Source organism: Xenorhabdus griffiniae (genome assembly GCF_037265215.1).
Classification (GTDB): Bacteria; Pseudomonadota; Gammaproteobacteria; order Enterobacterales; family Enterobacteriaceae; genus Xenorhabdus; species Xenorhabdus griffiniae.
This window is the reverse complement of sequence record NZ_CP147737.1, coordinates 4,421,570-4,446,869: the sequence shown is the minus strand read 5'-3', so window position 1 is coordinate 4,446,869 and position 25,300 is coordinate 4,421,570. Positions and strand designations below refer to the sequence as shown.

The following is a 25,300-nucleotide window of genomic DNA, read 5'->3' as shown; positions in this document are numbered from 1 at the left end:
AACTGAGGGTGAAGAATGGTACCTGAGATATTAAAAACAAGCTGGTTAAACCGTGAACCTCAGTTCTCAGCCTTTACGAATGGACTATTACTGGATTTTTGGCACACAAGAGAAGAACGGCAATTTGTAGGAGTTGATGATATTCCCATCCATTATGTCTCCTTTTGTTCCCCCCATCATGATAAAACCCTCGTCATTTTGCCTGGCCGTAGTGAAAGTTACGTGAAATACCCTGAAGTAGCCTATGATTTTTATCATCTGGGTTACGATGTTTTCGTTATTGATCATCGTGGACAAGGCCGTTCAGGGCGTATGTTGGATGATCGGCAAAAAGGCCATGTTGAAGCGTTCGATCATTATGTGGATGACTTAGTGCAATTTATTGAGCTTGAAATCGCACCTCGTCAGTCTCATCGTTGTTATGCTTTGGCCCATTCAATGGGTGGCGCGATTTTGAGTCGTTTTTTGATACGTTACCAGGAGCCGATTTTTCGTGCTGTGGCGTTATGTGCGCCGATGTTTGGTATCAATTTACCAATGCCTCGCTGGCTGGCAAATTTTCTGGTTAACCAGGCAGAACCCAATATCAAAAGACGTAACGCTTATGCCCTATCAACGGGGCAATGGCGGCCATTACCCTATTTTATCAATCTATTAACGCACAGTTATGCGCGTTATCAGCGTTATTTGCGTTACTATGCTGATTATCCTGAATTGCGCCTTGGAGGGCCAACTTACCATTGGATGCGTGAAAGTATGCTGATGGGCGATAATCTGATTGAAAATGCGGGAAAAATTCAAACTCCCCTTATCGTATTACAAGCAAGTGAAGATAAGATAGTAAGTAATCGGGAGTTATTGGCTTTTTGTGCATCTCACCAAAATCCTCTGATTATCCAGGGGGCTCATCACGAAATTCTGTTCGAAAAAGATGTATTGCGATCGCAGGCTCTTAATGCAATTTGTGATTTTTTTGACCAGAATTGATTTAGTTTAGGAACTATAACCATGTATCATGTTGTTGCTTCAGATTTAGATGGCACTTTGTTATCTCCCGACCATAAATTAACCCCGTACACCAAGGAAACGTTGAACTTATTAACGGAACAAGGGATTCATTTTATTTTTGCAACAGGGCGGCATCATATTGATGTGGGACAGATCCGTGATGGATTGGGTATTGATGCTTATATGATCACTTCCAACGGTGCAAGGGTTCACAATACCCAGGATGAATTGATATTTAGCCATAACTTAGATCCTGATATTGCTCATGATTTGTGTTTATTGGAGTTTGATAATCCCGATATCCTGACTAATTATTTTAATAACGATGATTGGCTAATAAATCGAGAATCCCCTGAACAGAAAGAATTTTTCCAGGAGTCCGTTTTCCATTACCAACTTTTTCAGCGTGATAATTTTCCCACAGATGGCGTATGCAAGGTTTACTACACCAGTGAAGATCATGATTATTTGGTGGATTTGGAAGAGAGGATTAAAGCCCGTTGGGGGGAAAGGGTTAATGTCAGTTTTTCACTGAGAAACTGTTTGGAAGTAATGGCTGGTGGTGTTTCTAAAGGCCATGCATTGGCGCAAGTTTGCCAATTGATTGGATATCAATTAAATGACTGCATTGCATTTGGCGATGGTATGAACGATCAGGAAATGTTAAGTGTGGCCGGTAAAGGCTGCATTATGCAGGGAGCGCACCAGCGTTTAAAAAATATTTTACCTGAGATGGAAGTCATTGGTTCCAATGCGGATGATGCTGTTTCTGGTTATTTACGGAAAATGTATCAGGTTTAAAGACGCTAATTGTTTGAAAACAGCATCCGTGTGATGCTGTTTTCCTATATACGCATGCAACTTCAAGTTGCAATTTATAACACTATATGAAACTTGATTTCTCCCCGCGAAGCGGGGAGAAATCACACGCACCTTGAAGTAAAGTTGGTGTATTGATAAGTGATTTTTCCAGTCAAATAACCAACCATGCTGCTGAAAACTTGTATTTTTTCTATAATATCTACATTGCGTTATTTTCCCTGGGTTAGCTTAATATCCTGGTTTAATAATAAATTTGGATTTAAATTCCAATTTATTTGAGTATGAGACTCTTTTTTTTACTGGATATTGAATGGTAGAGCGTTATTATATTCTTATAAACTAATTTTTAATTCTTTGTTTTAAAATTTATTAATTACAAACGTTAATTTTTACCTGATATTTATGGCTCATATTCAATTGTTGATTTCTTACGTTTGAGTATTCTACGCGAGTAGATAAATTTATATAAATATCATTCATGAATAACAATAATATTGTTCAATACATATTGTTGGAATTAAAAATTTACTGTTCCAACATTCAGGGAATATCTTGCTATGCCGTATAAACATACGGCGTCAGCTGTCACCCAGATACAACATGCTTCAGAAGCATGCCTGGCAACAAAAGAAGGGCGTAAGGGGTTTGGACGGGCCATTTTTTCCTGTTGGTTAGGGACAACAATAGAGTATGCCGATTTTGCTCTGTATGGTTTAGCTGCAGGCATTATTTTTGGTGATGTTTTTTTCCCAAATATGACGCCTTCCGTTGCCTTGTTTGCCAGTTTTGCAACCTATTCAGTAGGATTCATCGCTCGGCCGTTTGGTGCTCTTGCGTTTGGATGGTTAGGGGATCGCAAAGGACGTAAGATCGTCATGATGATGACGGTCATTCTGATGGGAATTTCAACCACACTAATAGGACTTATTCCAAGCTATGCCCATATCGGTATTTGGGCTCCTGCTTGCTTAGTCATATTGCGGTTCATGCAAGGTTTGGGAGCTGGAGCCGCTTTATCCGGTGGTACGGTCATTTTGGGAGAGTTTGCACCACCTGCAAAACGAGGCTTGGTTTCATCTGTCATTGCCCTTGGTTCGAATAGTGGAACGTTATTGGCATCACTGGTTTGGTTGCTGGTATTGACTCTGGATAAAGAAAGCTTGCTGGATTGGGGATGGCGTATTCCATTTTTGTCGAGTGCCTTGATTGCAATAGTTGCGTTCTATATTCGGCGACATATGAGTGAGACCCCTGTTTTTGAGCGTTATAAGGCAATGTTGGCAGAGCAACGTTTACAATCATTAGTCTTAAGTGAACACCAACAAGTTACTGATGAAAAACGACGTTTTTGGCAACGTACTAAAGCCTTTTGGGTCATGGTTGGCTTACGAATTGGCGAGAATGGCCCATCATATCTGGCCCAAGGATTTATCATTGGCTATGTGGCTAATGCACTGATGCTGGATAAATTTATTCCTACGAGCGCGGTATTCATCTCATCCATTTTGGGTTTCTTGATTATTCCAATTTCAGGTTATCTATCTGATCGTTTCGGACGCCGTATCACTTACCGCTGGTTTTGCCTGTTACTCGTACTTTACGCATTTCCTGCTTTTATCTTATTGGAGAGCCGTGAACCTATGATTGTCATTCCAACAATTGTAATAGGAATGGGATTGGCCTCTTTAGGGATATTTGGTGTCCAGGCTGCATGGGGAGTGGAACTCTTTGGGGTAGCGAATCGTTATACCAAAATGGCTGTGGCAAAAGAGTTGGGTGCAATGCTTTCAGGGGGAACAGCTCCATTGATTGCATCGGCATTTTTGTCTTTTACCGGGCATTGGTGGCCAATTGCCTGTTATTTTTCATTGATGGCAGGTATTGGATTTATCACAACATTTTTCGCACCAGAAACGCGAGGCAGGGATCTTAATTTACTTGAAGATGCCATTTAAGAGCTTGTCTGTTCTGGTTATTAGCCTTATATCTTTAAACAGTGGAATACACGAATATCATGAATTCACATCTGAAAAGAGTGACACGTAGTGATGTGGCAAGAGAAGCTGGAACCTCGGTAGCCGTTGTCAGTTATGTGATTAATGGTGGTCCAAGGCCTGTTGCAGAAGCGACTCGTCAACGTGTATTGAATGCTATCCAAAAAACAGGATATCGGCCCAATAATATTGCGAGGGCTTTAGTTTCTGGCACGACTCACTCTTATGGGCTTATCTTGCCAAACATCGCTAATCCTTTTCTTTCTTCTGTTGCTCATGCTTTGCAGCAGGAAGCTTTCAAACATGGGCAAGTATTGTTACCTGGGGATTCGGGGGATAATCGTAGTCGTGAAAGAGAGCTATTGAATAATTTATTAAACCGTCAGATTGATGGTCTGTTGTATACCAGCGTTGATCGACATCCTTATATTGACCTTATTCAGGCCAGTGGTACGCCTTGTGTTATGTTGGATTGGGTTAATGCAGGTGCAAATGTCAGTGCAATTCGTGTCAATGAGAGGATTGCAGCATTCAAAGTGACCCAACATCTGATCCAGCATGGTTATCGTGATATCGCCGTTATTTGTGGCCCTCTTGATATGTTAAATACCCAAGATCGGCTATCAGGGTGGAGTGATGCTTTAAAACAGGCAAATTTGGCGGTACGTGATGAATGGATTTTTCCTACGGAATATACTCGTCAGGGCGGTTATGAAGCGACCTTGCAAATGTTAAAAGGAAAACATCCTCGAGCGCTGTTTGCAACTAATGAATTACAGGCGTTTGGTTGCTTACGTGCGTTGGCTGAAAATGGGCTAGCCGTTCCCGATGATATTGCATTAGTTTGTTTTAATGCCACCCTGCAATCACAATTTAATGTGCCTTCTTTAACGGCGGTGCGTCAGCCCATTGACAAAATGGCTAAAACGGCTATTGAAATATTAAGAACATGGAATGGAACCGCCCAAGAGCGTGAATTTGAATTTGAATTACAAATTGGTGAATCTTGTGGGTGTAAGCTTAGTTTATAGTAAAATAATTAGTCTTATTTTTCTGATAAATTTATGCGTAACTTTGATATGGATTAAAGATATTTATATGGTTCCTGTTTCTAATTTTACTTTTTTAAGGTTTTTTTAAATCACTATCTAATAATAGCATGAATAAGGAAATATTTATCAACTAGTAATTGACTATGGACATTAAAAGATAGTTAAGTATAGAATCCATCATCCTTTATAGTTTGCCTGCTTTTCTATTATATAATTTGATTTCAATAAAGTGATATTATGAATTGGTATCTTAGTGTTTTGAAAAATTATGCTGAATTCTCTGGCCGTGCCCGTCGTAAAGAATATTGGATGTTCCATTTGTTTAACATTATTGTATTCCTGGCCCTTATAATATTGGGTTCAGCAATTAATGATACTGCTGGTTTTGCATTATTAGTGATTTATATCATTGTTACTTTTATTCCAAGTCTTGCTGTAACAATACGCCGACTGCACGATATTAACCGTTCTGGATGGTGGTTTTTATTGGCTTTTGTTCCCGTGGCCAGCATTGTTTTATTCGTATTTACTCTGCTGGAAGGTACTCAGGGTGATAATGAGTATGGTGCTGATCCAAGAAGAAAGTGTTAACATCGAAAAATATATCTCTAAAAATTTCTAGTTTATTATCTATAAATCAGTAAATTGCAATATTTATAGTGTAGAGAAATTAATTATTTAGTTTACCACGTAATAAAAAATGCCACTTATTCCTTTAGTGGCATTTTTTATTAATTGTCTAATTGAATAATTAGCATGGTGAATTATATGAGTTTGAATTAAGGCTTCTTTTATACTTTTTTAATTTAAATGAAATGGTTATTATAAAAAATAATCCCTTCCTTTGCTTAACGTAATCATTTTTAATATAGTCCCTTGAGATATTAATATAAGGAATATTATTTATGAGTAAATTACGCCTTGCTTACTACAACTTATCTCCAGAGTTACTTCAAGGTTTTCGTTCTGTAAAAGAAGGTCTGGAAAATAGTCCGCTGGGTTTGCAATTGGTTGAATTGATCTATTTGCGAGTATCTCAAATCAATGGTTGTTCTTTCTGCTTAAATAAACACTCTCAAGTTTTGCGCGAAAATAAAGAGACAGAACGTCGGTTAGCTGAATTAGCCGGATGGCGAGTGAGTAGTCAGTTTACTCCCCGTGAAAAAGCGGCGTTGGAGTGGGCCGAAGCGCTGACTCACGTTGTAACGACACATGCAGATGATAATGCTTATTTACCCTTGAAAGATCACTTCACGGATCAGGAAATTTCTGATTTGACCTTTGCGATTGCGCTTATGAATGGGATGAATCGATTAGCAATCGGTATGCGTCATTAATGTTATTTGATTTCATCGTAGTTGTTTTGAGCTAATTAAAAGGAAATTTTTCTTCTGGAAGTTGGGAGCACGGTCCCTCCTATTTCAACTTCCAGTGAAATCTAGCTAAGTAAAATTTTTTTTATAAAATTTAGTAAAATCAGCACTGTTCATTATTTTTACGTCTAATTTCGGCTATTGAAATCAATATGCAGTGAGGAACATAATCTGGGACACTTACCGCTCGATTCTTACTATTCGATTAGTAGGATGTTCTTAATAATGAAACTAAACGCACGACAAATCGAAGTTGGTAAGAAATAACCTGCCAGAAGAATAAATTTCTTCCATCCAAATACTTTTCAAAGAAAGTTACCGGATTAATGTTTAGTCCGGTAACTCGGAGAAGACAAACATAGTGCGTCAGTGTGGTTTGTCAGGCGAGAAACTCTTTCTGGCTGGCAATCAATTTAGCACCACACGCTGTGTGCATCCCTTCTACTGCAATAGCTTTCCCATTATTCTTTAAATTCTCACTGCCTTCGACAATAGGAAAAACTCCCTCGCATTTAGGACATTCGACTAAATCCGTTTCTCCGGCAACGGGAATACCTTTGTAAATATAACCACCCACAGCAGTAATGACTTTACCACCGTGATCGGTTGTGTCGTTTAATAAAATAACGGCTTTGTTTGTCATATATTTTCTTTGCCTAAGACGTTGGTTATCAGAAATTAAATGCAGATGAATTCAAGATAATTGCTTTACCACTTACCATAGGGGGATTTTTCCCTTTGATAAAGGATTTTATCTCCTCAGAATATTCACCATACCCATCTGGGTGTTTTGTCTTATTCTGGCATACAGTCATTTCATCGCCAGAAACTGACTCCCCTATAGCAACCAAAAACATTATTGCCATCGTTTTTATCATAACCCCGTAACCAAGCCTTAGCAATACCACCAGGATCTAGACCAATAAATAAGGTATCTCGATAGAATACATGATTTTTAACTGAGTGCCCGGCAGACGGCTTTCTCATCAATTTTCGGACATCTGGTGTAAAAATAAATTTTGTCTGATAGGTTTTTTTATCAGTCACCGAATCCCAGCAAACTAATAATGACTGAGGTAAGGCCTCACCATAATTTTTAACTGCACAACCTATGCCTCCTGCTTTTTTATCCCACCTATCTATACTACGAAAATCTGAATCTACGCCATCAGGCACAAACTTTTGCACAACATAGTTATCTTCATCCCAAAATTGAACAAAACTGATACTGGCGTAAAAATATTTCGGTGTAATGAAATTAAACTCCCACCTTTGATATGGTAGTGATTCACTGTGACGCACAATTGGCTTGTAATTTACAACACGATTTTCTGAGTACCCAAACGCTTTAGCAAGTCCATTAATGTATATATAAGAAAGTTCACCTAATATCAGTAGAATATGCTCTATTGTAATCAATAAAATTAATGCTTTTTTTCTCATTTTGAGATGTCCTTACCATTGTTATCAAAAATAGTTCTGTGCTAATCACGATTAGGACGGTTCGCATAAGCAATTTCTGCCGGATAAATATCACCTTTGGTTTTATTATTTTTTGTTTTTACATTATTCCAATATGCTGAAAAATGGGTATATTTAGACTATATCATCCCCAACGAATCAGAACGATTATTTTGGGAAGACTCTAGGGGCTGTTGACGTTTTGAGTTCACCATTTACTCAACCCACATCGGTAACCATATAATGACAAACGCCAGTGCCAACATACTGGCGTAATTTCGCGCCAATTTATCGTATCTTGTCGCAATAGCTCGAAAATGTTTTATTCTGGCAAACGCATTTTCGACCAAATGCCGATAACAGTATAAAACTTCATCAATACTTTTATCGGGTTTTCGGCTATTTTTTCGATAGGGAATGACCGTTTTTGAACCTTGTTTTTCAACGAAATCTCTGAAAGTACCGCTATCGTAACCTTTATCCGCGATCACAAAATCGGATGCGGGTGAATGGGTGACCAAACTTTCTGCATGTACAATGTCGTGCGTTTGACCCCCTGACAGCTCAAAATGGACAGGCAAACCATAACTGTCTACGGCCAAATGAATTTTAGTCGAACGTCCACCTCGACTTTTACCGATGGCTTCATCTTCTGTTGAAGCTGCCCCTGAGCTATGTTGATGAGCGCGGATAATACTCCCATCAATGAATAACCATTCGGTGTCTGTATTTTCAGATAACAATTTGAATAATAATTCAAAAACACCTTTCTTTGACCAGGCGTTAAAGCGCTTAAAAAGCGTATTCCATTTGCCAAATTCATCGGGTAAATCCCGCCACGGACATCCCGTTCTCATTCGATAAAGGATCCCTTCGAAAGTCAGGTAATGCGCGTCTTTGTGGTAAATACATCCATGTTGTTGCATTAATACAGCTAGCGTATTCCATAAAGATTTTGATAACATTGTTCTTGGCATGATGAGCTGGGGTAATGGTTTTTTCGCGAAGACAATGATACCAGATCATCATGCTGTTCAAACTTCCCTCCACGAAACGTCAACACGCCCTAGCGTAATATCACGATTACAGGCACATTCACTTTCAATCATTTGTATAGTTCGCATTTCCAATACATATCGTCGATTGAGTGGATGGGTTGACAATCCCTGTAATGTCGAACCTTGGAAATGTTCTGAGTCTCTTAATTTCTGCTCTTCCCACCCTTTAATTTTAGGATAGCCATCACTGAGCATTCCCAATGTGATGTATTGATATTCATATCCATCCATTAAAGCCGTTGATTTAATATGAGAGTTGACTTCTCCTGTCTTTGTTCGAGGAGTTCGTTTGACAATTTCATCCGCCAGTGGTTGTGCTGATATAGATAAGATAACAGGCATTGGAGGAAGGTCTTCTTCACGTAACATTCCATTACCAGCCGTGGTACCCGTTCGCACAATATTTTTGTTTCCGCGACTTGCCAGCTTATAAGGCATACCCGTTAATGGTTCACCCTGTTCATCAACGAGTTGAAATTCAATCCAGTGTTTCAGTATTTTTTGACAATCAATGCAATTTGTCGGATCTAACGACTTCATTCTTCTTTTCCTTATGTTCTATTTATCCGTCAATACGCTCGTTAAGAGCAACTTTTTGACTATCAGTCAGAAAGTACTCAAGGGTTAACTTGTCCAGTTTACTGCTTTCCTCTCTCGCCTGTTTCAACCAAGCGACAAGGCTGTGCTGCAATTGCCCCGCCGGTTCATCCAGTTTCAATGCCAATTCAGGAGCTTCTTCCCAAAGCTGACAACTTAATGCGTAAGCTAGATTCTTGAGCGTCGTATCAGTTGAGTAACGGGCATCAATCAGATGATCACCCAACATAAATAAATTTGTGTTCAGTTTCTGAGGGCAATTTTCTGGTCGGTAATAGCAAATCGGGTCAGGTGTATCGAGCATCAGCTCATTAACCGGTGTTAACAGTTCACGCCAGTCTCCCGGTTTTAAAGCGGGCAGTAATGGTGTGAAAATACGGTTATCCATCAGCCGCAACACCACAACCTGACCCCGCAGCAACACCTGTTGATGCAACCGCCAGTGCTCTAATTGAAATGACCACGGTAAGCGCGCTCTTTTAGATAAAGCGATTCCTTTTCGTTTTTCATTGAATTTGACTTATGTTTTATCAATTGGATTTTGGTATTACGCTGAATGCCAGCGAGATAAAATGCGTAATTGAACAGAAAAGCACATTTATTCCACACATTAATCAATCAAATTAATTAATGAATTAAATTCGATTTTTGGCTGGTTTTGGCAGGATATCGGGGGATTATCGGAATAAGCACGGTAATTCAGGCAAAAATCAGGCTGGCAGGAATAGTGAACGGTTTGACACCCTCCTGACTGACGTTAATATCTTTTTTTTACAAAAATGATCCCTCGCCTGTCAGGATAGCCTGCGGGTGAATGCCAGTAATCCGCTAAGTTGAAAAGGTATGCGTTTGGTTACGTGGTTAATTGACTATAGGCTTACAGTTCTCCCGGCCTGCGTGGGGGATTACGGCCCGTGAAGTTAGTTGTAGCACTGCGGATCTCTTGTCCAAAAATATCAACCCGTGCCTGAAATGGTGGGAATGGCAAGGTGATATCATGTTTGCGGAATTCCTGCAAAATATGTTGATGTACTTCATGACGGGCAGGCATACGATGCCCCATCTCGGCAGCATAGGCTCGTAGTTCATAAATCTGAATGCCTTGTTGCAAATCCACTAAATACACTTCTGGCATTGGGTTATCGAGAATAAAGGGTGAACTTTTGGCGGCAGACATCAATATGTCGGTGGCGTTTGCTGAGTCAACATCAGCCGGCACAGGGATTGTCAGGACGATACGCGTGATCGTGTCAGACAGTGACCAGTTGATAAATTGCTCTGTAATAAAGGCCTTGTTGGGAACAATAATCTCTTTTTTGTCCCAGTCAGACAGGGTTGTTGCCCGTGTATTGATCTTCGTGATGCTGCCTGTCAGGCCACGGATAGTCACGGTATCACCAATGCGGATCGGTTTTTCAAATAAGATGATCAGACCAGAAATAATATTGGTGAAAATTTCCTGTAAGCCAAAACCAAGCCCAACCCCCATTGCAGCAATTAGCCATTGTATTTTTGACCATTCAATACCCACCAGAGAAAAACCTACCAAACCACCAATGAGGGTAATGCTATATTTGGTTAGTGTCGTAATGGCATAACCTGTTCCCGGTGTCAGCACTAAATGTTGTAACAGGGCGAGTTCCAGCAGGGCTGGTAAGTTACGGACGAGTTGCGTAGTAATAACAATAACTAAGATTGCAATTAATACGGAACCCAGAGTAATTGGCTGAATGCTATCAACGCCATTGATAGTTGTACTCACGTCCCAAAGGCGAATATTTTCAAGGAAAGAAAAGGCTGAATGTAGTTCAGACCACAATAGAATAAGTGAAACCAGTGCTATCATTGTCAGAATTGAGCGCACCAACCCTAACGACTGGGCACTGATAGCATCCAAATCGATGACTGGCTCTTCAATCTCGATTGATCCCTCTACGCTGCTATTAATATTGCCAGAATCTTCTTCACTTTTGGCACGCTGGGCCAATATTTCTGCACGGCGTTGTTTTGCCCGCTCAAAAGCGATCTTACGTCGCTGGATTAGCATCCATCGACGTACAATGTGGTAAATGACCAGCAGGAAGAACCAGATAGCGACAGAGGTTTCCAGACGACCTAATAGCGCTTGTGAGGTTTGCAGATAACCCAGGATTGAAGCGAGCGCCGCTAAGATTGGGGCCGAGAGCAGTATCCACCATAGAACGGAGCTAACAATATTTTCGCCTGAACCATGTTTGTCCATATAGAGTGGAATGCCAGCGCGTTTTAAGCTACTGGTGACTAAACTCAGCGAGATACAGAGCATGATGAAACATAGCCGGCCGAGGGTTGCGATAAAATCCTGGTCTTTGTAATGATTAAAAGTGATCAATGCCATCATCAGAGGCACGATCAGGAAAATGGAAAGGCGATAGAAACGCATTGCTCGCTTGATGCGTTCTTCCGGCCAGCGAAAATGGGCGATAAATAAACCATTGGGATGGGCAAAGGCCGCACTGAGCATAAAGATCCACAGAACGGGGGTGGTTTCACGGACACCGTTACCGATTGCGGTAGCCATCGGATACTGCCATGCATTTTGTAACCCATAACCAATGGCTGACCAAAGCATTGGCAACGGTAATGCCGCGACAACAGACCAAAAAACGGTGCGCATAGTCAAAGAGAAATGATCTTGTGTCACTTTCCCGATGCGATTACTCGAACGCTCAAGAAAAGCATGATATTGGCGGTGTGAGCTAACACTAAAAATGACCAGTAATAAAGTACCCAGCAAATAGAGCAGAGTATCTTGTTTGGTTAACATGCTGTGGATGGCGGCACCCAACTGAGAGAATGTGTCCAGAGATAACAGACGCGTCAGATTTTGCACCACCTTCAATGGATAATTGAGCGATATAGGATTGACATCGGCTACCCAGAACAGATAGCGGTGGGTAGCATCCTGAACTTCTTTCAGGGCATCATTTAATTTGTTGGTGATGACCTTGAATTGTGTCTGTTCCAGGATCTCATTGTCATATCCTGATAGCAGGGAATTTAATAGCTCTTTCCTGGTGCGGATAAGTGACTCATAGACCTTTTTTTGCTCTGGCGTCAGAGTGTGATATGAGGGCAATGTTTGCTCAAGAGGCCGTTGCAACTGTTCCAGCATTTCCTCATATTTCAGTCTTTCGACCCGCAATTCGACAATATCTCTGTCAATTTGCTGGGATTTTGACATATCGGGAATATGGGTGACTCTCGCCCTCAAGGTTTCACCAAGTGCAGTGGAATCGTTTAGCCATTGTGCTTGTTCACGGATAGTATTGAGTGTTTGGAGAACAAAAAGAATTTCGCTGTTGGCCTTGCGCTGTTTTGAACCAATGGCTTCCATTCTCTGGGTTTGCTGGTTGAGCATTTGCGACAATTGGCGGTTTTGCTGGAGTTCTTCCTGCAAAAACTTTGGCAGTTTTTCACCACTCTGCTCCGCTAGCATTTCTGTATACTCCAGCGCCGATTCCGTTTTCTGCTGGCGTTGGATATTTAACTGGCTGCGTAATTGCTGGAGTTTAACATCCAGTCGTTGATAACGTTTTTTGTATAATTCTGTGCGTATGCGCGCAATCTCCTGACGATTATTGACAGAAAGTTGAGCCATCTCCAGTTCATCAGTCATAGCTTTACGGGCATTGACTTCTGCTTGTGCCAGCGCCAATTGCGCTTTGGCCAGTGGCGTGGAAGGCGAATCCAGAGACTGGAACCGAGAAGTTGCCTCAGCCAGCAAACGCTTTGCTTCAGCCTGCTGTTGAGGTAATTGACTCATGGAATCACTGATTTCTCGGAGCTTATCCTGTTCGTGCTGTAATTGGCGCCCTTGTTCCTGTAATTCGTTATTTGTCTGGATAATTTGCTGTTCTAAATTGCTGATAGGTTGATTAGCCGGAATGGGGGTAGCGGCATTGTCTTCAGCAAGGATTTTTTGGCGTAGTTCTTTGATGATTTTAGGAAATTCATCAATTGCTTGTCGATATTTCTGGGAACGCTCATTGGCGGATTTTGTATCATTAACCCAATTTATTGCCCCTTGAAGTGCATGTGCGATTTCAGAATCTTGTGAGCGTTTACTGCCTCCAACCTGCTTCAGTTCTTGTTTTAGTTGGGTTTCATCCAACTGAGGCACAGAAGCAAAAGCCGGACTCGCAATTAAGAGGCTGAGAAGTAAACTGATAATCAGGCGCACAATAAGGGGCTCCTTGGTTATAAATTAGCTGATGATATCTTTAATTCATTGATTCATCGTTATTTACTGTGGGTTCTTCTGATGTAACAGTTTGCGCCATCACGTCTCCCATACGGGTTTGGGAACCACTGTATAAGTTGTTAGCAAAATTAATCTGATTAGCCGCAAACAAGTTGATCACGGTTGAACCCAGCTTGAAGCGTCCCATTTCCTCGCCTTTTTTGAGGGAAATGACGCCTTCTTGACCTTCTGTAGGGTAGGTCCAGCGCTTGATGATGCCTTCACGCGGAGGTGTGACACAACCACTCCAGACAGTTTCAATACTGCCAACAATGGTCGCACCAACCAGAATTTGCACCATGGGGCCGAATTTCGTCTCAAATAAACAGATGATGCGTTCATTACGCGCAAATAAATTTGGCACATTGGCTGCCGTCAAGGGATTTACTGAGAACAGATCGCCAGGGACATAGATCATTTCCTTGAGCACGCCATCACATGGCATGTGGACACGGTGATAATCCCTTGGCGATAAGTAAGTCGTGATAAATTGACCATTACGGAACTGTTCGGCCAGTTGATACTGTCCTGCCAGCAGTGCTTCTATAGTGTAATAGTGACCTTTGGCCTGAATAATCTGATCTTCGCGGATCGCCCCAAGCTGGCTGACGGTGCCGTCTGCTGGCAGAGCCAATTGGTGGGCTTCATTGGCGATAGGGCGAATGCCTTCCTTAAGGGGGCGGACAAAAAATTCATTGAATGTTGAATAAGCAGTGAATGCAGGATCTTGTGCCTCATTCATATCCACTTTATAGACCTTCGCGAAAGTCTTGATAGCAAGCTGCGTCAGCCAGCCTGCTTTTTTATTGGCAAACCAACCTGCCAGTTTTGTAATGCATTGTTTTGGCAGTAAATATTGTAAGTTAATTTTAAAATTATCCAGCACGTCAACCTCTTGGTTCTTTTCTTGGCAAATTGGACAAAAGTCGACTATTGTACCTGCCATTATTTTTAATGTCAGGGTATCGTTAATTATTGTCTTATTTTTGAGCGTTTGTGAAATTTCGGCGCGGTTTAACCTGTGCCATGCTTTCCAGAATCCGGTGGTAATTTTCGAAACGTTCCTGAGCAATGGTGCCTTGTTCCAATGCTTCTTTTAGGGCACATCCAGGATCGTCTAGATGTTTGCAATCACGGAACTTGCACCCTCCCAGATATTCGCGGAATTCGACAAAACCTTGTGTAACCTGTTCTGGCGTTAGATGCCACAAGCCAAACTCACGGACACCTGGAGAGTCGATCACATCTCCCCCCAGTGGAAAATGGTAAAGGCGTGCTGTGGTCGTAGTATGCTGACCGAGGCCTGAGTTATCTGAAACATTATTGACCAGAATATCTTCGTTCATGTCGGGCAACAGGGTATTGAGCAAGCTGGATTTCCCGACACCAGATTGGCCAGCAAAGATACTGATTTTGTTAGCCAGTAGTGCGGTTAGTTCAGGGATACCCTCGCCGGTATAGCTGGAAACCTCCAGTACGCGATAGCCGATATGGCGATAGATCTCCATGACTTCGTTAACCCACTCACGGCTTTCAGCATCTAACAGGTCAATTTTATTGAGTACGATCAGCGGCTCGATATTGAGTGTTTCACATGCGACTAAATAGCGATCGATAATATTCAGCGAGAGCTCAGGTAAGATAGCGGAAACTATCACAATTTGGTTAATATTTGATGCGATGGGTTTGATGCCATCATAGTAGTCAGGACGAGTAAGAACGGAAGTGCGCTCATGAACCGCTTCTACGATACCATTTACTTTGACATCAGACTGGAGTTGTAGCGCGGGGCGCCATACAACGCGATCACCCGTGACCAATGAGTGGATTGTTCTGCGGATATTGCAACGCTGTATAGAAGAATCGGTTGCTTCAATATCAGCATGTTGCCCGAATCGGCTGATCACCAACCCTTCTTGTGGCTCACCAAACTGGCTGTCATCCATTTCTGACTTTTGAGCATTGGCCTTATTCAGCTTGCGCTGATGATTCGCTTGCACACGGCGCTGTTGCCCTTTAGAGAGTTTACTTTTAGCCACCGAACCTCACTTATTTTTTGTTTATCTTTCATCTATCTTGCTGATCATCGCTGTGAGTGATCAAAAACGTTATGATACTTCACAGATACAGACTACCTCTTTTGAAGGAAACTAGGATATATCATGTCAAAAAGTGAGAACAATCTTATCTGGATAGATTTAGAGATGACGGGCCTAGATCCCGAGCGCGATCGCATAATTGAAATTGCGACTATTGTCACCGATTCGGAATTGAATATCCTTGCAGAAGGGCCTGTAATTGCGGTTCATCAGCCGGATGCGCAATTGGCATTAATGGATGAATGGAATGTGCGGACGCATACTGCGAGTGGATTAGTTGAACGTGTAAAGCAGAGCCAGTTTGGTGATGCGCAAGCTGAAAAAGCAACCATTGCTTTTCTGGAACAATGGGTGCCGGCAGGAAAATCACCTATTTGTGGCAATAGCGTGGGGCAAGATCGTCGTTTCCTGTTTCGCTATATGCCAGAGTTAGAAAAGTATTTTCACTACCGTTACTTGGACGTCAGTACCCTGAAAGAATTGGCCCGTCGTTGGAAACCTGAAATGTTGTCGGGACTTAGTAAGAAAAATACCCATCAGGCCTTGGATGATATTCGGGAATCCATTGCTGAATTGGTGTATTACCGCGAACATTTTATCCAGAAATAAAATGTGGCCCAAAAGTAAAGAGCGGTATTTGATATAAGATTTGTACGTAAATCAATCTCTGCATTGGTGGTTAAGCGGATTGTTTGCTGGTTTAATCATCAATCAGAGGAAAAATACAATTTTTTGTGTTGTGGGACTTGCCAGAGGAATAATTTCTCGTATAATGCGCTCCCCGTACCGGTGAAGAATTTCAACCGTACGATATACCAGAATATATGCGGGAATAGCTCAGTTGGTAGAGCACAACCTTGCCAAGGTTGGGGTCGCGAGTTCGAGTCTCGTTTCCCGCTCCAAATTAGAATTTATTCGGGTATGCCAAGTCAGGCTTAATGCAAGCCACACAAAATGCGGGAATAGCTCAGTTGGTAGAGCACAACCTTGCCAAGGTTGGGGTCGCGAGTTCGAGTCTCGTTTCCCGCTCCAAATTCAGGACTGTAGATGTGATAAAAGTCTGCAAGTCATAGAAAAAAGGGCCATCAGGCCCTTTTTTCGTTATAAGAGAATAAATTACCAACTTATTTTATAACGTTTTCAACAACGCTTCTTTACTTTCCAACATGCTTTTCATCGCTTTTTGTTTCACATGACCAAAACCACGTACTTGATCAGGCAGTTCGGCGAGTTGCAGGCAAGTTGCCAGATTATTGCGCTCCATGTTTTCGATTAAAAAATCAATTAATCGCTCATACTCAAGCAGCAAATTTCTTTCCTGTTTACGCTCTTCCTGATAGCCAAAAATATCGAAAACAGTACCACGTAGTGATTTACATGCGGCAAGAAAGCGCAATACAGGAACGATCCACGCACCATATTCTTTTTTTCCACGTTGGCCTGTACGGGGATCTTTGCGATTAAAGAGAGGAAGGCTAAGGTGAAAACGGATGGTATCTGTATTATCAAATTGCGAGCGGAGCTTATCGAAAAAACCGGTTTTAACGTAGAGTCGGGCGACTTCATATTCATCTTTATACGCCATTAACTTGAATAAGTTTTTCGCAACGGATTGAGTAATTTCTTCTGCGTCGATCTGCTGAGCCACCATTTGAACCTGGGCAATACGGCTGAGATAACGCATCGCATATCTTTCATTTTGATAATCAACCAGCAATTGATACCGATGCATGATGAGATCGTCCAGACTTTTTATATTTTCTTGCGGCATAATATTAAGGTGTTTTTGCAGTATTTCGGGTTGTACTGCCGCGATGCGGCCTATACAGAAAGCTCGTCGGGCATTATCCGCTGAGGCCCCTAGTTCTTGCATGGCATTGTTGATAGCAGATAGCGTGATTGGCAGTTTGCCGAGCTGCCAGGCATAACCCATTAATATGATATTGATTTGGTCTTTGTCACCGACCAGATGAGTCGCCATTATTTCTGCATCAATGGGGAGTAATGTCTGTGTATGTTGATTCAGGATATCTAACATTTTAGGGTGATCCAAATCCAGCATAGGGGAGCGAAGCATCGTACCGATTTGGGTTTCATGAGTGTTCAATATGCATTTTGTTGATCCCCTTGACATCACTTCCAGTGCGTTTTGCCCGGTGGCAGCCACTAAATCAGCGGCGATAACCAGATTAGCACGTCCGCGATCAATCCTGACTTGGTGCAGTGTATCCTTGTTATGACATAGCCGAACATGGGTTATGGCTTCCCCGCCTTTTTGCGCAAATCCGGTAAAATTGAGCAGACTCACAAAGCAGTTATCTAAGTGTGCAGCATTTGCCAGTAGGTGCCCTGCGGTGACGATACCTGTACCACCGATACCGACTAATAGGATTTCATAAGGTGTTTTAGCAGAAGCCAGTGTTGGCTGAGGTAGTTTGTGGATAATTTTATCTAACTCAGTCTGTGTGATGATCTTACTGAGATCTGCACGTGGGTTGGCATTTTCGACAGTGATAAAGCTGGGGCAGAATCCTTTCAGACAGGACAGATCTGTGTTGCAGACGTGTTGGTCTATCTTGCGTTTAGTGCCTAAAGGCGTTTTGACTGGAATGACGGCGAGGCAATTTGATTGTATTTGACAGTCGCCACATCCCTCACAGACCAATTCATTGATGACGGCACGCCGTGTCACTTTTGGCGCTAACCCCCGTTTCCTTTTACGACGGAGTTCTGTGGCACAGGCTTGATCGTAGATAAGTACCGTTACGCCAACGATATCTCGAAGACGTTTTTGTACATCTTCCAGATAATCTCGTTCATAGATCTTTACCTCGGCAGGAAGGCGGTTTTTGTACTTATCCATGTCATCCGTCACGACAACCACTTCTTTCACACCTTCAGCAATCATTAAAGAAACAATTTGCGATAGGGTGATATTCCCATCCAGCGGTTGCCCACCTGTCATTGCCACAGCATCATTGAACAGCAATTTGTAAGTAATGTGGCTTCCTGCGGCGACTGATTGGCGAATGGCTAAGTGACCAGAATGGAAATAGGTGCCATCGCCCAGATTTTGAAAGACATGGGAACGATTGACAAATGGAGAGTGTCCTATCCAGTCGACGCCTTCTCCCCCCATTGGCAAGAGGCCGTTTCCGGTATTGCGATCCATCCACGTAGCCATAACATGGCATCCAATACCAGGCTGAGCTTGGCTACCGTCTGGCAAGCGAGTTGACGTGCTATGAGGGCATCCGGCGCAAAAATACGGTGTGCGTTTAGGTAAAGTTACATCGTGCTGAATGGTAGTCGTTGACCATTCGGGTGGCACGGAGAGAAATAAATTGAATTGTTGTAACCATCCAGAAAGTGGGGCGGCAACCCGTGAAGGGCGTAGTTCAACATCAGTAGGTAATAACCTCTGACCAAGCTGGTTATGCTTACCTATCAGATTGGTCATTTTCTGTAACTTAACTAATTGATGAGCCAGCAGCATCTCAACGATGGCGGCTTTTTCTTCAATAATAAAAATATGACTGACTTGGGTAGCAAGTTCGCTGAGAAGTGGTGATAAAGGATAAACTAACCGGACATGGAGAAAAGCGACGCCTTGTTGGGCCAGATCAGAAGGCCTAAGGCCTCCGATACGCAGGGCTTCCATAACATCCTTATGGGCTTTGCCAACCGTTACCAATAAAGCCTGTGGCTGTTCGCAGGGAGCGAGCAGGTAATCAATGGGGTTTAGTTTAGCAAACTCTTCGACGGCTTTTAGTTTATAGGCCAGGCGCTTTTCAATTTGTGGGCCTGGAAGATCCGGCCAGCGCCAATGTAACCCATCGGGGCCAGGATCAACGTGGGGAATTTTATAATCAGGGAATGGTTTGCTTTCTCTGACGGCACCGCTTTCCACAACTTCACTGATTGCTTTAAAGCCAAACCATGCGCCGCTGACACGTGATGCCGCCCAGCCCCATAAACCGACACTCATATAATCGGCAACTGATGCTGGATGCAAAACAGGCATACTCCATGCCATCATCGCGAGATCAGATTGGTGAGACATGGAAGAAGAGACACAACCGTGATCGTCGCCGACGATAACCAGTACACCACCGGTTGGTGAGGAGCCGTAGGCATTGCCATGTTTAAGTGCATCACCGGAACGATCGACACCTGGCCCTTTGCCGTACCACATACCAAAAACGCCGTTAACCTGTCGGTCTGGATCTGTTTCGACTTTTTGTGTACCTATCAGCGCATCGGCTGCGAGATCTTCATTAACGGCTGGTTGAAAACGAATGTTAGCTTGGATAAGTGCTTTGCTGTGTTGCCATAATGTTTGATCTAAGCGGGCTAAAGGAGAGCCACGATAACCTGAAACGAATCCCGCTGTGTTGAGATTGTGAATTTCATCCAACTCAGCTTGAGCGAGTAGAAGGTCAACCAGCGCCTCATTACCCGTGACAAATTTAGATTGATAATATCGAGCCATGTTCCTGACCCTCTCTTAAGAGAATAATTATCTAATTAACAACGAAAATTGTTGTTAATCTATTTCCACAAAATCGTTAGGACAAGCATAAACCTTATTAGATGTTGGTTAATTGTTTATTTAATGTTAACTCCGTGCTGTTTGGTATTCCAGATAACTGTTGGGGTTACGGTAGGGATTTTTGATGTCAAACTGGGGTGAATATCTTTTGAGCGTTTAACTCGGAAGTAAAGCAAAGGACTTGCCATCTTATCTGAAGGCGTTCATAATGGCGCCCATTCCTGATATTCAGGGTTTAAGAATTTCCTGTAACTCATAAGGTTACCGGTCTTCAAAATCAGTATTCAGGCATCTCAAGCTAATAATATTAGCTGTCAGCGACGCGGGAATAGCTCAGTTGGTAGAGCACAACCTTGCCAAGGTTGGGGTCGCGAGTTCGAGTCTCGTTTCCCGCTCCAATTTCCTCCATTTGTTATCTTCTTTCCATAAAAATATTGATGTCTACAAGTGTAATTTACTAAACAGACTGTTGGGCTAGATCATCGTATGACGGCGTTCCTTCAAAGTTGGCTATTGATGAACAGGGTTGTGTATTCAATCAGTATTAATGCTGTCGTTCGCACTTTAAAGTTGCTTTTTGGTGTACCGATAAATTCAAGGCTTACAACTTGTTGCCCACAGATAAATACCTCATCGGAAATGCATGACTGTGTGACAAAGTCATCGGGACTTTTATCGAAAGAGAGTATTCTGTTTATACCCATCTCACTTCAAAATGCATATTGTTTCTCATCGCGAAGCGGGGAGAAACAATGAGTTATGTTGTCTTATAATGAGCAGCTTGAAAGGTAATGCGTATAAATAGCGTTTCAAAATGGTAGGAGTATTCCTTATCCCGCGAGGCGTGCGGGATAAGGAACTCCAACATCTGATACTCTCAGTATTATGAAAACCTATTTATATCATTATTAATTGTTAGGGGAATATTATAATTTGATATATCATTTATTTCAGATTCAATAGAGTATGTCAAAGAATATATTCATAAATATGGTGATCGTGGTTTGAACATAATCAAACATATACCAATCTAACTTCAAGATGCGTGTTATTTCTTCCCGCGAAGCGAGGGGAGAAATCAGGTTTCATAGAATGTTGTAAATTGCAACTTGACGTTTAATGCGTATCTTTTGAATAAAAATAAAAAAATTGATCTTAGTGATGAGCAAATTTCTGTCCTGAAGTCGTATTTATTCATGTGGCAATAACATCTTAATAGTAATCATTATCTGAGGTAAAAAGTTATGTCGAGATCTATCCCAGAACCCTGGCGTATTAAAATGGTTGAAACAATTAGAATGACAACCAAAGCTCAACGTAAAAATGCATTGATAGAAGCCGGATTAAATCCCTTTATTTTAAAATCAGAAGATGTATTTATTGATCTACTCACCGATAGTGGAACAGGTGCTATGAGCGATCGGCAATGGGCCAATATGTTTTTAGGTGATGAAGCTTATGCTGGTAGTAAGAGTTATTATCTATTATCACAGACTGTTGAGCAATTATTTGATTTTCAATATACAATCCCTGTGCATTAAGGCCGAGGAGCGGAACAAATACTATTTCCATTACTTGTGGAATTAGCGAAAGAAAAAGGTGCTTCTGAGCCTGTCTTTTTATCTAATCACCATTTTGATACAACAAAAGCCCATGTAGAGATAGCCGGAGCCAAAGCTAAGAACTTAATTTGTGCTTCTTCCTTGCAAACAGAAATTGTGGATGATTGGAAAGGTAATTTTGATTTAAATAAATTGTCCAATGAAATCAAACATAATTGCAAGAATATTGTTGCCATCATTATTACAATTACATGTAATAGTGTGGGGGGACAACCAATTTCTATGGAGAATATTCACTCTGCTGCCAGAATGGCGCGTGATTCTGGTATTCCAGTTATTATTGATGCTGCTCGATTTGCAGAAAATGCCTATTTTATTAAACAAAGGGATAGCCAGTTTTCTCACGAAAGCATCTCCAAGATAGTTAAAGAAATGTTTAGTGAGGCGGATATATTCACTATGTCTGCAAAGAAAGATGGTATGGTGAATATTGGAGGCTTATGTTGCTTCCGTAATAATGAATCTTTATTTAGACAAGCTCAGACAAGGTGCGTCCCAATGGAAGGATTCATAACATATGGAGGGTTGGCAGGACGTGATATGGCAGCAATGGCCATTGGATTGCAGGAAGCACTGAATGAAGATCATTTACGCAGTCGAATAGCTCAAGTTGAATATTTGGGACATAAATTACAACAATCAGGTATTCCTATCCAAACTCCTGTTGGGGGACATGCTGTATTTGTTGATGCGCGTAAAATATTGCCTGATATTAAACCGGAAAACTTCCCTGCTCAAGTTCTTTGTAATGCCTTGTATTTAGAAAGCGGCGTCAGAGCAGTCGAAATAGGCTCATTAATGATGGGAAGAGATCCCATCACAGGACAGCAGGAACCTTCATTATTTGAATTTATGAGATTAACTATCCCGCGCCGAACTTATACTGATAATCATATGAATTATGTCGCTGACTCACTTATTGATGTTGTTAAAAAAGCTGACATGTTAAAACCGCTTGAATTTGAATATGAACCCAAAATATTAAGACAATTTACCGCTCGTTTCAGGGAAATTGAACGTTGATGAGGTGTTAAGAATGCAAAGTACAATGTATTCTGCATAGGGAAAAATCACACGCATCTTGAAGTTAGATTGGTATATAGCTCAAATAATATCGTGATGTATCTTATTTAGATACTGGAATTATTTCCTTATATTATTAAGTGGATTTAATAATTATGTCTTAAAAAAATAACTTTCGTTAATTAAGCTAATCCATCTATACCTAATGAATTTCAAGCCACAGCTTACAAATCAATGTGATTGTTTACATTTCCCCATTACGCGGGGAAATGTAAGACGCATCTTGAAATATGATTGGTATATTATTCATTATCACAGTAGCGTTAGAATTTGATGTCGCTTTTCTGGTTAATTCACAGGAATATTTCAGTGCATTGAAAAGTAAAGTTTTTTGTTAGCACTGGAAAGGTAATGTTCCCCATTGAAATCCTGCGCCTGTAGAATAATTGCAAGTAGGTTTTCATGGCATTCATAGATTCTTGCTCTTTGCGATATTTAATATCTGGATTGTCGTTATGCTCGTTCTAAATAGGGGCAATTATCTTCGTATACTCATCGCTGGTGCTGATTAAAAAAACTCTTTTCTTAACCTTTTAAAAATCGTAGCTAAAGAGCGTTTCAAAATGGCAGGAGTATTCCTTATCCCGCGCGGAGCGCGGGATAAGGAACTCCAACATCTAATACTCTCAGTATGATGAAAACTTATTTAGCGATAGGAGTATAAAAAAGATGATAAGAACTGGAGAAAGATATCTTGATGATTTGCGTGATGGCCGAACCATTTTTATTAATGGGGAGAAGATCATTAATCATGTGGATCATCCAGCGTTTAAGAATGCCATTAGATCGGTTGCAAACTTATATGATTATAAAGTTGAACATGCCGATAAGATGACTTTTAAGACCGAAACAGGCGAGCAGATTGGCCTGTATTGGCAATTACCATCTACACCGGAAAAATTAATTGCTCGTGGTCAGGCTGTATATGAATGGGCTAAACAGACAGTGGGTTGGCTTGGAAGAAGCCCTGATTATGTCGCATCGGCGCTTACCGGAATGATAACGCATATTGAGTTATTTGAATCTTATTCACAAGAACGGGCCGATGCTTTGCGAAATTATTTTTCCTATGCGAGTGAGAAAGATCTTTATTTGACTTATGCATTGATTAACCCACAAGGCGACCGTTCAAAAACACCTGGTGAGCATACTAAGAATATTTACCACACTCTTGGTGTAGTGGAAAAGAATGCTAAGGGAATTGTTGTCAGAGGGGCAAAAATGTTGGCAACAGGGGCTGCTCTGGCAGATGAAGTTTTGGTTGGTACACATTATCCCTTTAAACAGGGCATTGATGAGCGATATGCACTTTCTTTCGCTTTGCCACTTAATACCAAAGGCATCAAAATCATTTCAAGAAAATCTTACGAGTTAGGGGCAAATCCCAAGGATTATCCACTATCGTCTCGGTTCGATGAAAATGATTCAATGATCTATTTTGATGATGTGCTGGTACCTTGGGAAAGGGTATTTGTCTTCGAAGACATTGAAATGTGCCTCACGCAGTTAGACTCAACGGCAACAGAAGTGATGATGGATACCCAAAGCTTGGCTCGTTACGCTGTTAAGTTGCATTTTTTGGCTGGCCTGGCTCAGGCGATGGCTGAAACAAACGGTGTTGAGCAGATCCCTGCAGTGAAGGAATCACTTGCACAGTTAGCTTGCTATGCAATGAATGTCGAAGGGCTTTTCAATAGCGTGTTCCATTGTCCCAAAGTTTATAACGGGTTTTATATACCGGATAAAACACTGCTTTATACCTATCGGGTTATCTCGCAGTCAATATATCCCAAGGTATTAGAAACAATAAGGAAATTAGCTGGTGGTGGCATTTTGATGTTGCCATCAAGTGAGGCAGATTTAGAAAATAGCGAAATTTTAGGCATCATTGAGAAAACCCAATATTCGTCAATTGCTACTCCTGTCGAAAGAGTCAGGTTGATGAAGTTAGTGTGGGATGCGGTTGGATCAGAGTTTGCTTCAAGGCATCTCCAATATGAGTTGTTTTATGCGGGAGCCCCTTATCAGACGTTAGGACGTCTTTACAATCAGTACGATTGGGAAGCGTCCAGAGCATTGGTGGAGAAGATAAGAATACTTTAATTTGGGGCATGAAGGCGTAGTCAGTAAGGAAAATGAATAAGGAAAAGTGCCAGCGTGGAATGTTGGCACTTATTGCAAACTCCACCCAAAATAAATTGTTGATAAAGCGCTTGCTATCCTGCTCCAACAGGTCCATAATGCCGCCTCATTTTTGAGTGGGTAGAGGAAAATTTCTCCACTAGCGTCTAGAATGG

General features: G+C 41.5%; 17 protein-coding genes, 3 tRNA genes and 2 pseudogenes. 13 read left to right on the top strand and 9 right to left on the bottom strand.

Annotated elements, in window-relative coordinates; genetic code table 11:
* The first annotated feature begins 15 nt into the window (after positions 1–15).
* From pldB to WDV75_RS20255, 6 genes are all read left to right on the top strand, one after another.
* Positions 16–987, top strand: a complete 972-nt coding sequence (gene pldB / locus WDV75_RS20280) for a lysophospholipase L2 (RefSeq protein ID WP_273559649.1) — start codon at positions 16–18, stop codon at positions 985–987.
* A gap of 21 nt (positions 988–1,008) precedes the next feature.
* Complete coding sequence (gene yigL / locus WDV75_RS20275) at positions 1,009–1,809, top strand: sugar/pyridoxal phosphate phosphatase YigL (protein ID WP_273559647.1); 801 nt, start codon at positions 1,009–1,011, stop codon at positions 1,807–1,809.
* A 578-nt stretch (positions 1,810–2,387) separates the two neighbouring features.
* The gene (locus tag WDV75_RS20270; RefSeq protein ID WP_273559645.1) at positions 2,388–3,785 is read left to right on the top strand and encodes an MFS transporter; all 1,398 of its coding nucleotides are present in this window, start codon (positions 2,388–2,390) and stop codon (positions 3,783–3,785) included.
* Positions 3,786–3,844: 59 nt separating this feature from the next.
* Positions 3,845–4,855 carry a LacI family DNA-binding transcriptional regulator gene (locus tag WDV75_RS20265; protein ID WP_273559644.1) on the top strand — a complete coding sequence of 337 codons (1,011 nt, stop codon included), beginning with the start codon at positions 3,845–3,847 and terminating at the stop codon, positions 4,853–4,855.
* 258 nt (positions 4,856–5,113) lie between these two features.
* On the top strand, positions 5,114–5,467 hold the full coding sequence (locus WDV75_RS20260; protein WP_273559643.1) for a DUF805 domain-containing protein: 354 nt from the start codon (positions 5,114–5,116) through the stop codon (positions 5,465–5,467).
* Positions 5,468–5,781: 314 nt separating this feature from the next.
* Entirely contained in the window at positions 5,782–6,213 is a 432-nt protein-coding gene (locus tag WDV75_RS20255) for a carboxymuconolactone decarboxylase family protein (RefSeq protein WP_273559641.1), read from the top strand.
* Between the two features lie 415 nt (positions 6,214–6,628).
* On the opposite strand, the gene WDV75_RS20250 is transcribed toward WDV75_RS20255, so the two are convergent.
* The 8 genes from WDV75_RS20250 to rsgA form a co-directional block, all read right to left on the bottom strand.
* Complete coding sequence (locus tag WDV75_RS20250) at positions 6,629–6,892, bottom strand: PAAR domain-containing protein (RefSeq protein ID WP_273559639.1); 264 nt, start codon at positions 6,890–6,892, stop codon at positions 6,629–6,631.
* A 173-nt stretch (positions 6,893–7,065) separates the two neighbouring features.
* The gene (locus WDV75_RS20245) at positions 7,066–7,692 is read right to left on the bottom strand and encodes a DUF2931 family protein (protein WP_273559637.1); all 627 of its coding nucleotides are present in this window, start codon (positions 7,690–7,692) and stop codon (positions 7,066–7,068) included.
* A 233-nt stretch (positions 7,693–7,925) separates the two neighbouring features.
* Entirely contained in the window at positions 7,926–8,687 is a 762-nt protein-coding gene (locus WDV75_RS20240) for an IS5 family transposase (protein ID WP_338802971.1), read from the bottom strand.
* 57 nt (positions 8,688–8,744) lie between these two features.
* A complete protein-coding gene (locus WDV75_RS20235; RefSeq protein ID WP_338860385.1) occupies positions 8,745–9,308 on the bottom strand; it encodes a hypothetical protein in 564 nt (187 codons plus the stop codon).
* A 22-nt stretch (positions 9,309–9,330) separates the two neighbouring features.
* Positions 9,331–9,753 carry a hypothetical protein gene (locus tag WDV75_RS20230; protein WP_273559299.1) on the bottom strand — a complete coding sequence of 141 codons (423 nt, stop codon included), beginning with the start codon at positions 9,751–9,753 and terminating at the stop codon, positions 9,331–9,333.
* 489 nt (positions 9,754–10,242) lie between these two features.
* Complete coding sequence (gene mscM, locus WDV75_RS20225; protein ID WP_273559297.1) at positions 10,243–13,587, bottom strand: miniconductance mechanosensitive channel MscM; 3,345 nt, start codon at positions 13,585–13,587, stop codon at positions 10,243–10,245.
* Positions 13,588–13,627: 40 nt separating this feature from the next.
* Complete coding sequence (gene asd / locus WDV75_RS20220) at positions 13,628–14,533, bottom strand: archaetidylserine decarboxylase (protein WP_189759858.1); 906 nt, start codon at positions 14,531–14,533, stop codon at positions 13,628–13,630.
* A gap of 94 nt (positions 14,534–14,627) precedes the next feature.
* On the bottom strand, positions 14,628–15,686 hold the full coding sequence (rsgA, locus tag WDV75_RS20215) for a small ribosomal subunit biogenesis GTPase RsgA (protein WP_273559294.1): 1,059 nt from the start codon (positions 15,684–15,686) through the stop codon (positions 14,628–14,630).
* Positions 15,687–15,809: 123 nt separating this feature from the next.
* Here rsgA and orn point away from each other — a divergent pair, with 123 nt between their 5' ends.
* From orn to WDV75_RS20200, 3 genes are all read left to right on the top strand, one after another.
* Positions 15,810–16,355 carry an oligoribonuclease gene (orn, locus tag WDV75_RS20210; RefSeq protein WP_273559292.1) on the top strand — a complete coding sequence of 182 codons (546 nt, stop codon included), beginning with the start codon at positions 15,810–15,812 and terminating at the stop codon, positions 16,353–16,355.
* A 217-nt stretch (positions 16,356–16,572) separates the two neighbouring features.
* Positions 16,573–16,648, top strand: a tRNA-Gly gene (locus WDV75_RS20205).
* A gap of 54 nt (positions 16,649–16,702) precedes the next feature.
* A tRNA-Gly gene (locus WDV75_RS20200) sits at positions 16,703–16,778 on the top strand.
* 97 nt (positions 16,779–16,875) lie between these two features.
* Here WDV75_RS20200 and WDV75_RS20195 read toward each other — a convergent pair.
* On the bottom strand, positions 16,876–20,238 hold the full coding sequence (locus WDV75_RS20195; RefSeq protein WP_273559290.1) for an indolepyruvate ferredoxin oxidoreductase family protein: 3,363 nt from the start codon (positions 20,236–20,238) through the stop codon (positions 16,876–16,878).
* A gap of 382 nt (positions 20,239–20,620) precedes the next feature.
* Here WDV75_RS20195 and WDV75_RS20190 point away from each other — a divergent pair.
* The 4 genes and pseudogenes from WDV75_RS20190 (at position 20,621) to WDV75_RS20175 (ending at position 25,106) form a co-directional block, all read left to right on the top strand.
* Positions 20,621–20,696 (top strand) — tRNA-Gly (locus WDV75_RS20190).
* A gap of 159 nt (positions 20,697–20,855) precedes the next feature.
* Positions 20,856–20,945: pseudogene (locus WDV75_RS22255) on the top strand (IS1 family transposase); the annotation flags it as partial.
* Between the two features lie 597 nt (positions 20,946–21,542).
* Positions 21,543–22,943, top strand: a pseudogene (locus WDV75_RS20180) (tryptophanase).
* A gap of 729 nt (positions 22,944–23,672) precedes the next feature.
* Positions 23,673–25,106 (top strand): 4-hydroxyphenylacetate 3-hydroxylase family protein, encoded by a 1,434-nt coding sequence (locus tag WDV75_RS20175; RefSeq protein ID WP_273559286.1) that lies wholly within the window; start codon positions 23,673–23,675, stop codon positions 25,104–25,106.
* The last annotated feature ends 194 nt before the right edge of the window (positions 25,107–25,300 follow it).

Excerpts from the sequence above, each read along its gene's own strand:
- pldB (WP_273559649.1), top strand. The coding sequence starts at position 16 with ATGGTACCTGAGATATTAAAAACAAGCTGGTTAAACCGTGAACCTCAG.
- yigL (WP_273559647.1), top strand. The coding sequence starts at position 1,009 with ATGTATCATGTTGTTGCTTCAGATTTAGATGGCACTTTGTTATCTCCC.
- WDV75_RS20270 (WP_273559645.1), top strand. The coding sequence starts at position 2,388 with ATGCCGTATAAACATACGGCGTCAGCTGTCACCCAGATACAACATGCT.
- WDV75_RS20265 (WP_273559644.1), top strand. The coding sequence starts at position 3,845 with ATGAATTCACATCTGAAAAGAGTGACACGTAGTGATGTGGCAAGAGAA.
- WDV75_RS20260 (WP_273559643.1), top strand. The coding sequence starts at position 5,114 with ATGAATTGGTATCTTAGTGTTTTGAAAAATTATGCTGAATTCTCTGGC.
- WDV75_RS20255 (WP_273559641.1), top strand. The coding sequence starts at position 5,782 with ATGAGTAAATTACGCCTTGCTTACTACAACTTATCTCCAGAGTTACTT.
- WDV75_RS20250 (WP_273559639.1), bottom strand. The coding sequence starts at position 6,892 with ATGACAAACAAAGCCGTTATTTTATTAAACGACACAACCGATCACGGT.
- WDV75_RS20245 (WP_273559637.1), bottom strand. The coding sequence starts at position 7,692 with ATGAGAAAAAAAGCATTAATTTTATTGATTACAATAGAGCATATTCTA.
- WDV75_RS20240 (WP_338802971.1), bottom strand. The coding sequence starts at position 8,687 with ATGCCAAGAACAATGTTATCAAAATCTTTATGGAATACGCTAGCTGTA.
- WDV75_RS20235 (WP_338860385.1), bottom strand. The coding sequence starts at position 9,308 with ATGAAGTCGTTAGATCCGACAAATTGCATTGATTGTCAAAAAATACTG.
- WDV75_RS20230 (WP_273559299.1), bottom strand. The coding sequence starts at position 9,753 with ATGGATAACCGTATTTTCACACCATTACTGCCCGCTTTAAAACCGGGA.
- orn (WP_273559292.1), top strand. The coding sequence starts at position 15,810 with ATGTCAAAAAGTGAGAACAATCTTATCTGGATAGATTTAGAGATGACG.
- WDV75_RS20195 (WP_273559290.1), bottom strand. The coding sequence starts at position 20,238 with ATGGCTCGATATTATCAATCTAAATTTGTCACGGGTAATGAGGCGCTG.
- WDV75_RS20175 (WP_273559286.1), top strand. The coding sequence starts at position 23,673 with ATGATAAGAACTGGAGAAAGATATCTTGATGATTTGCGTGATGGCCGA.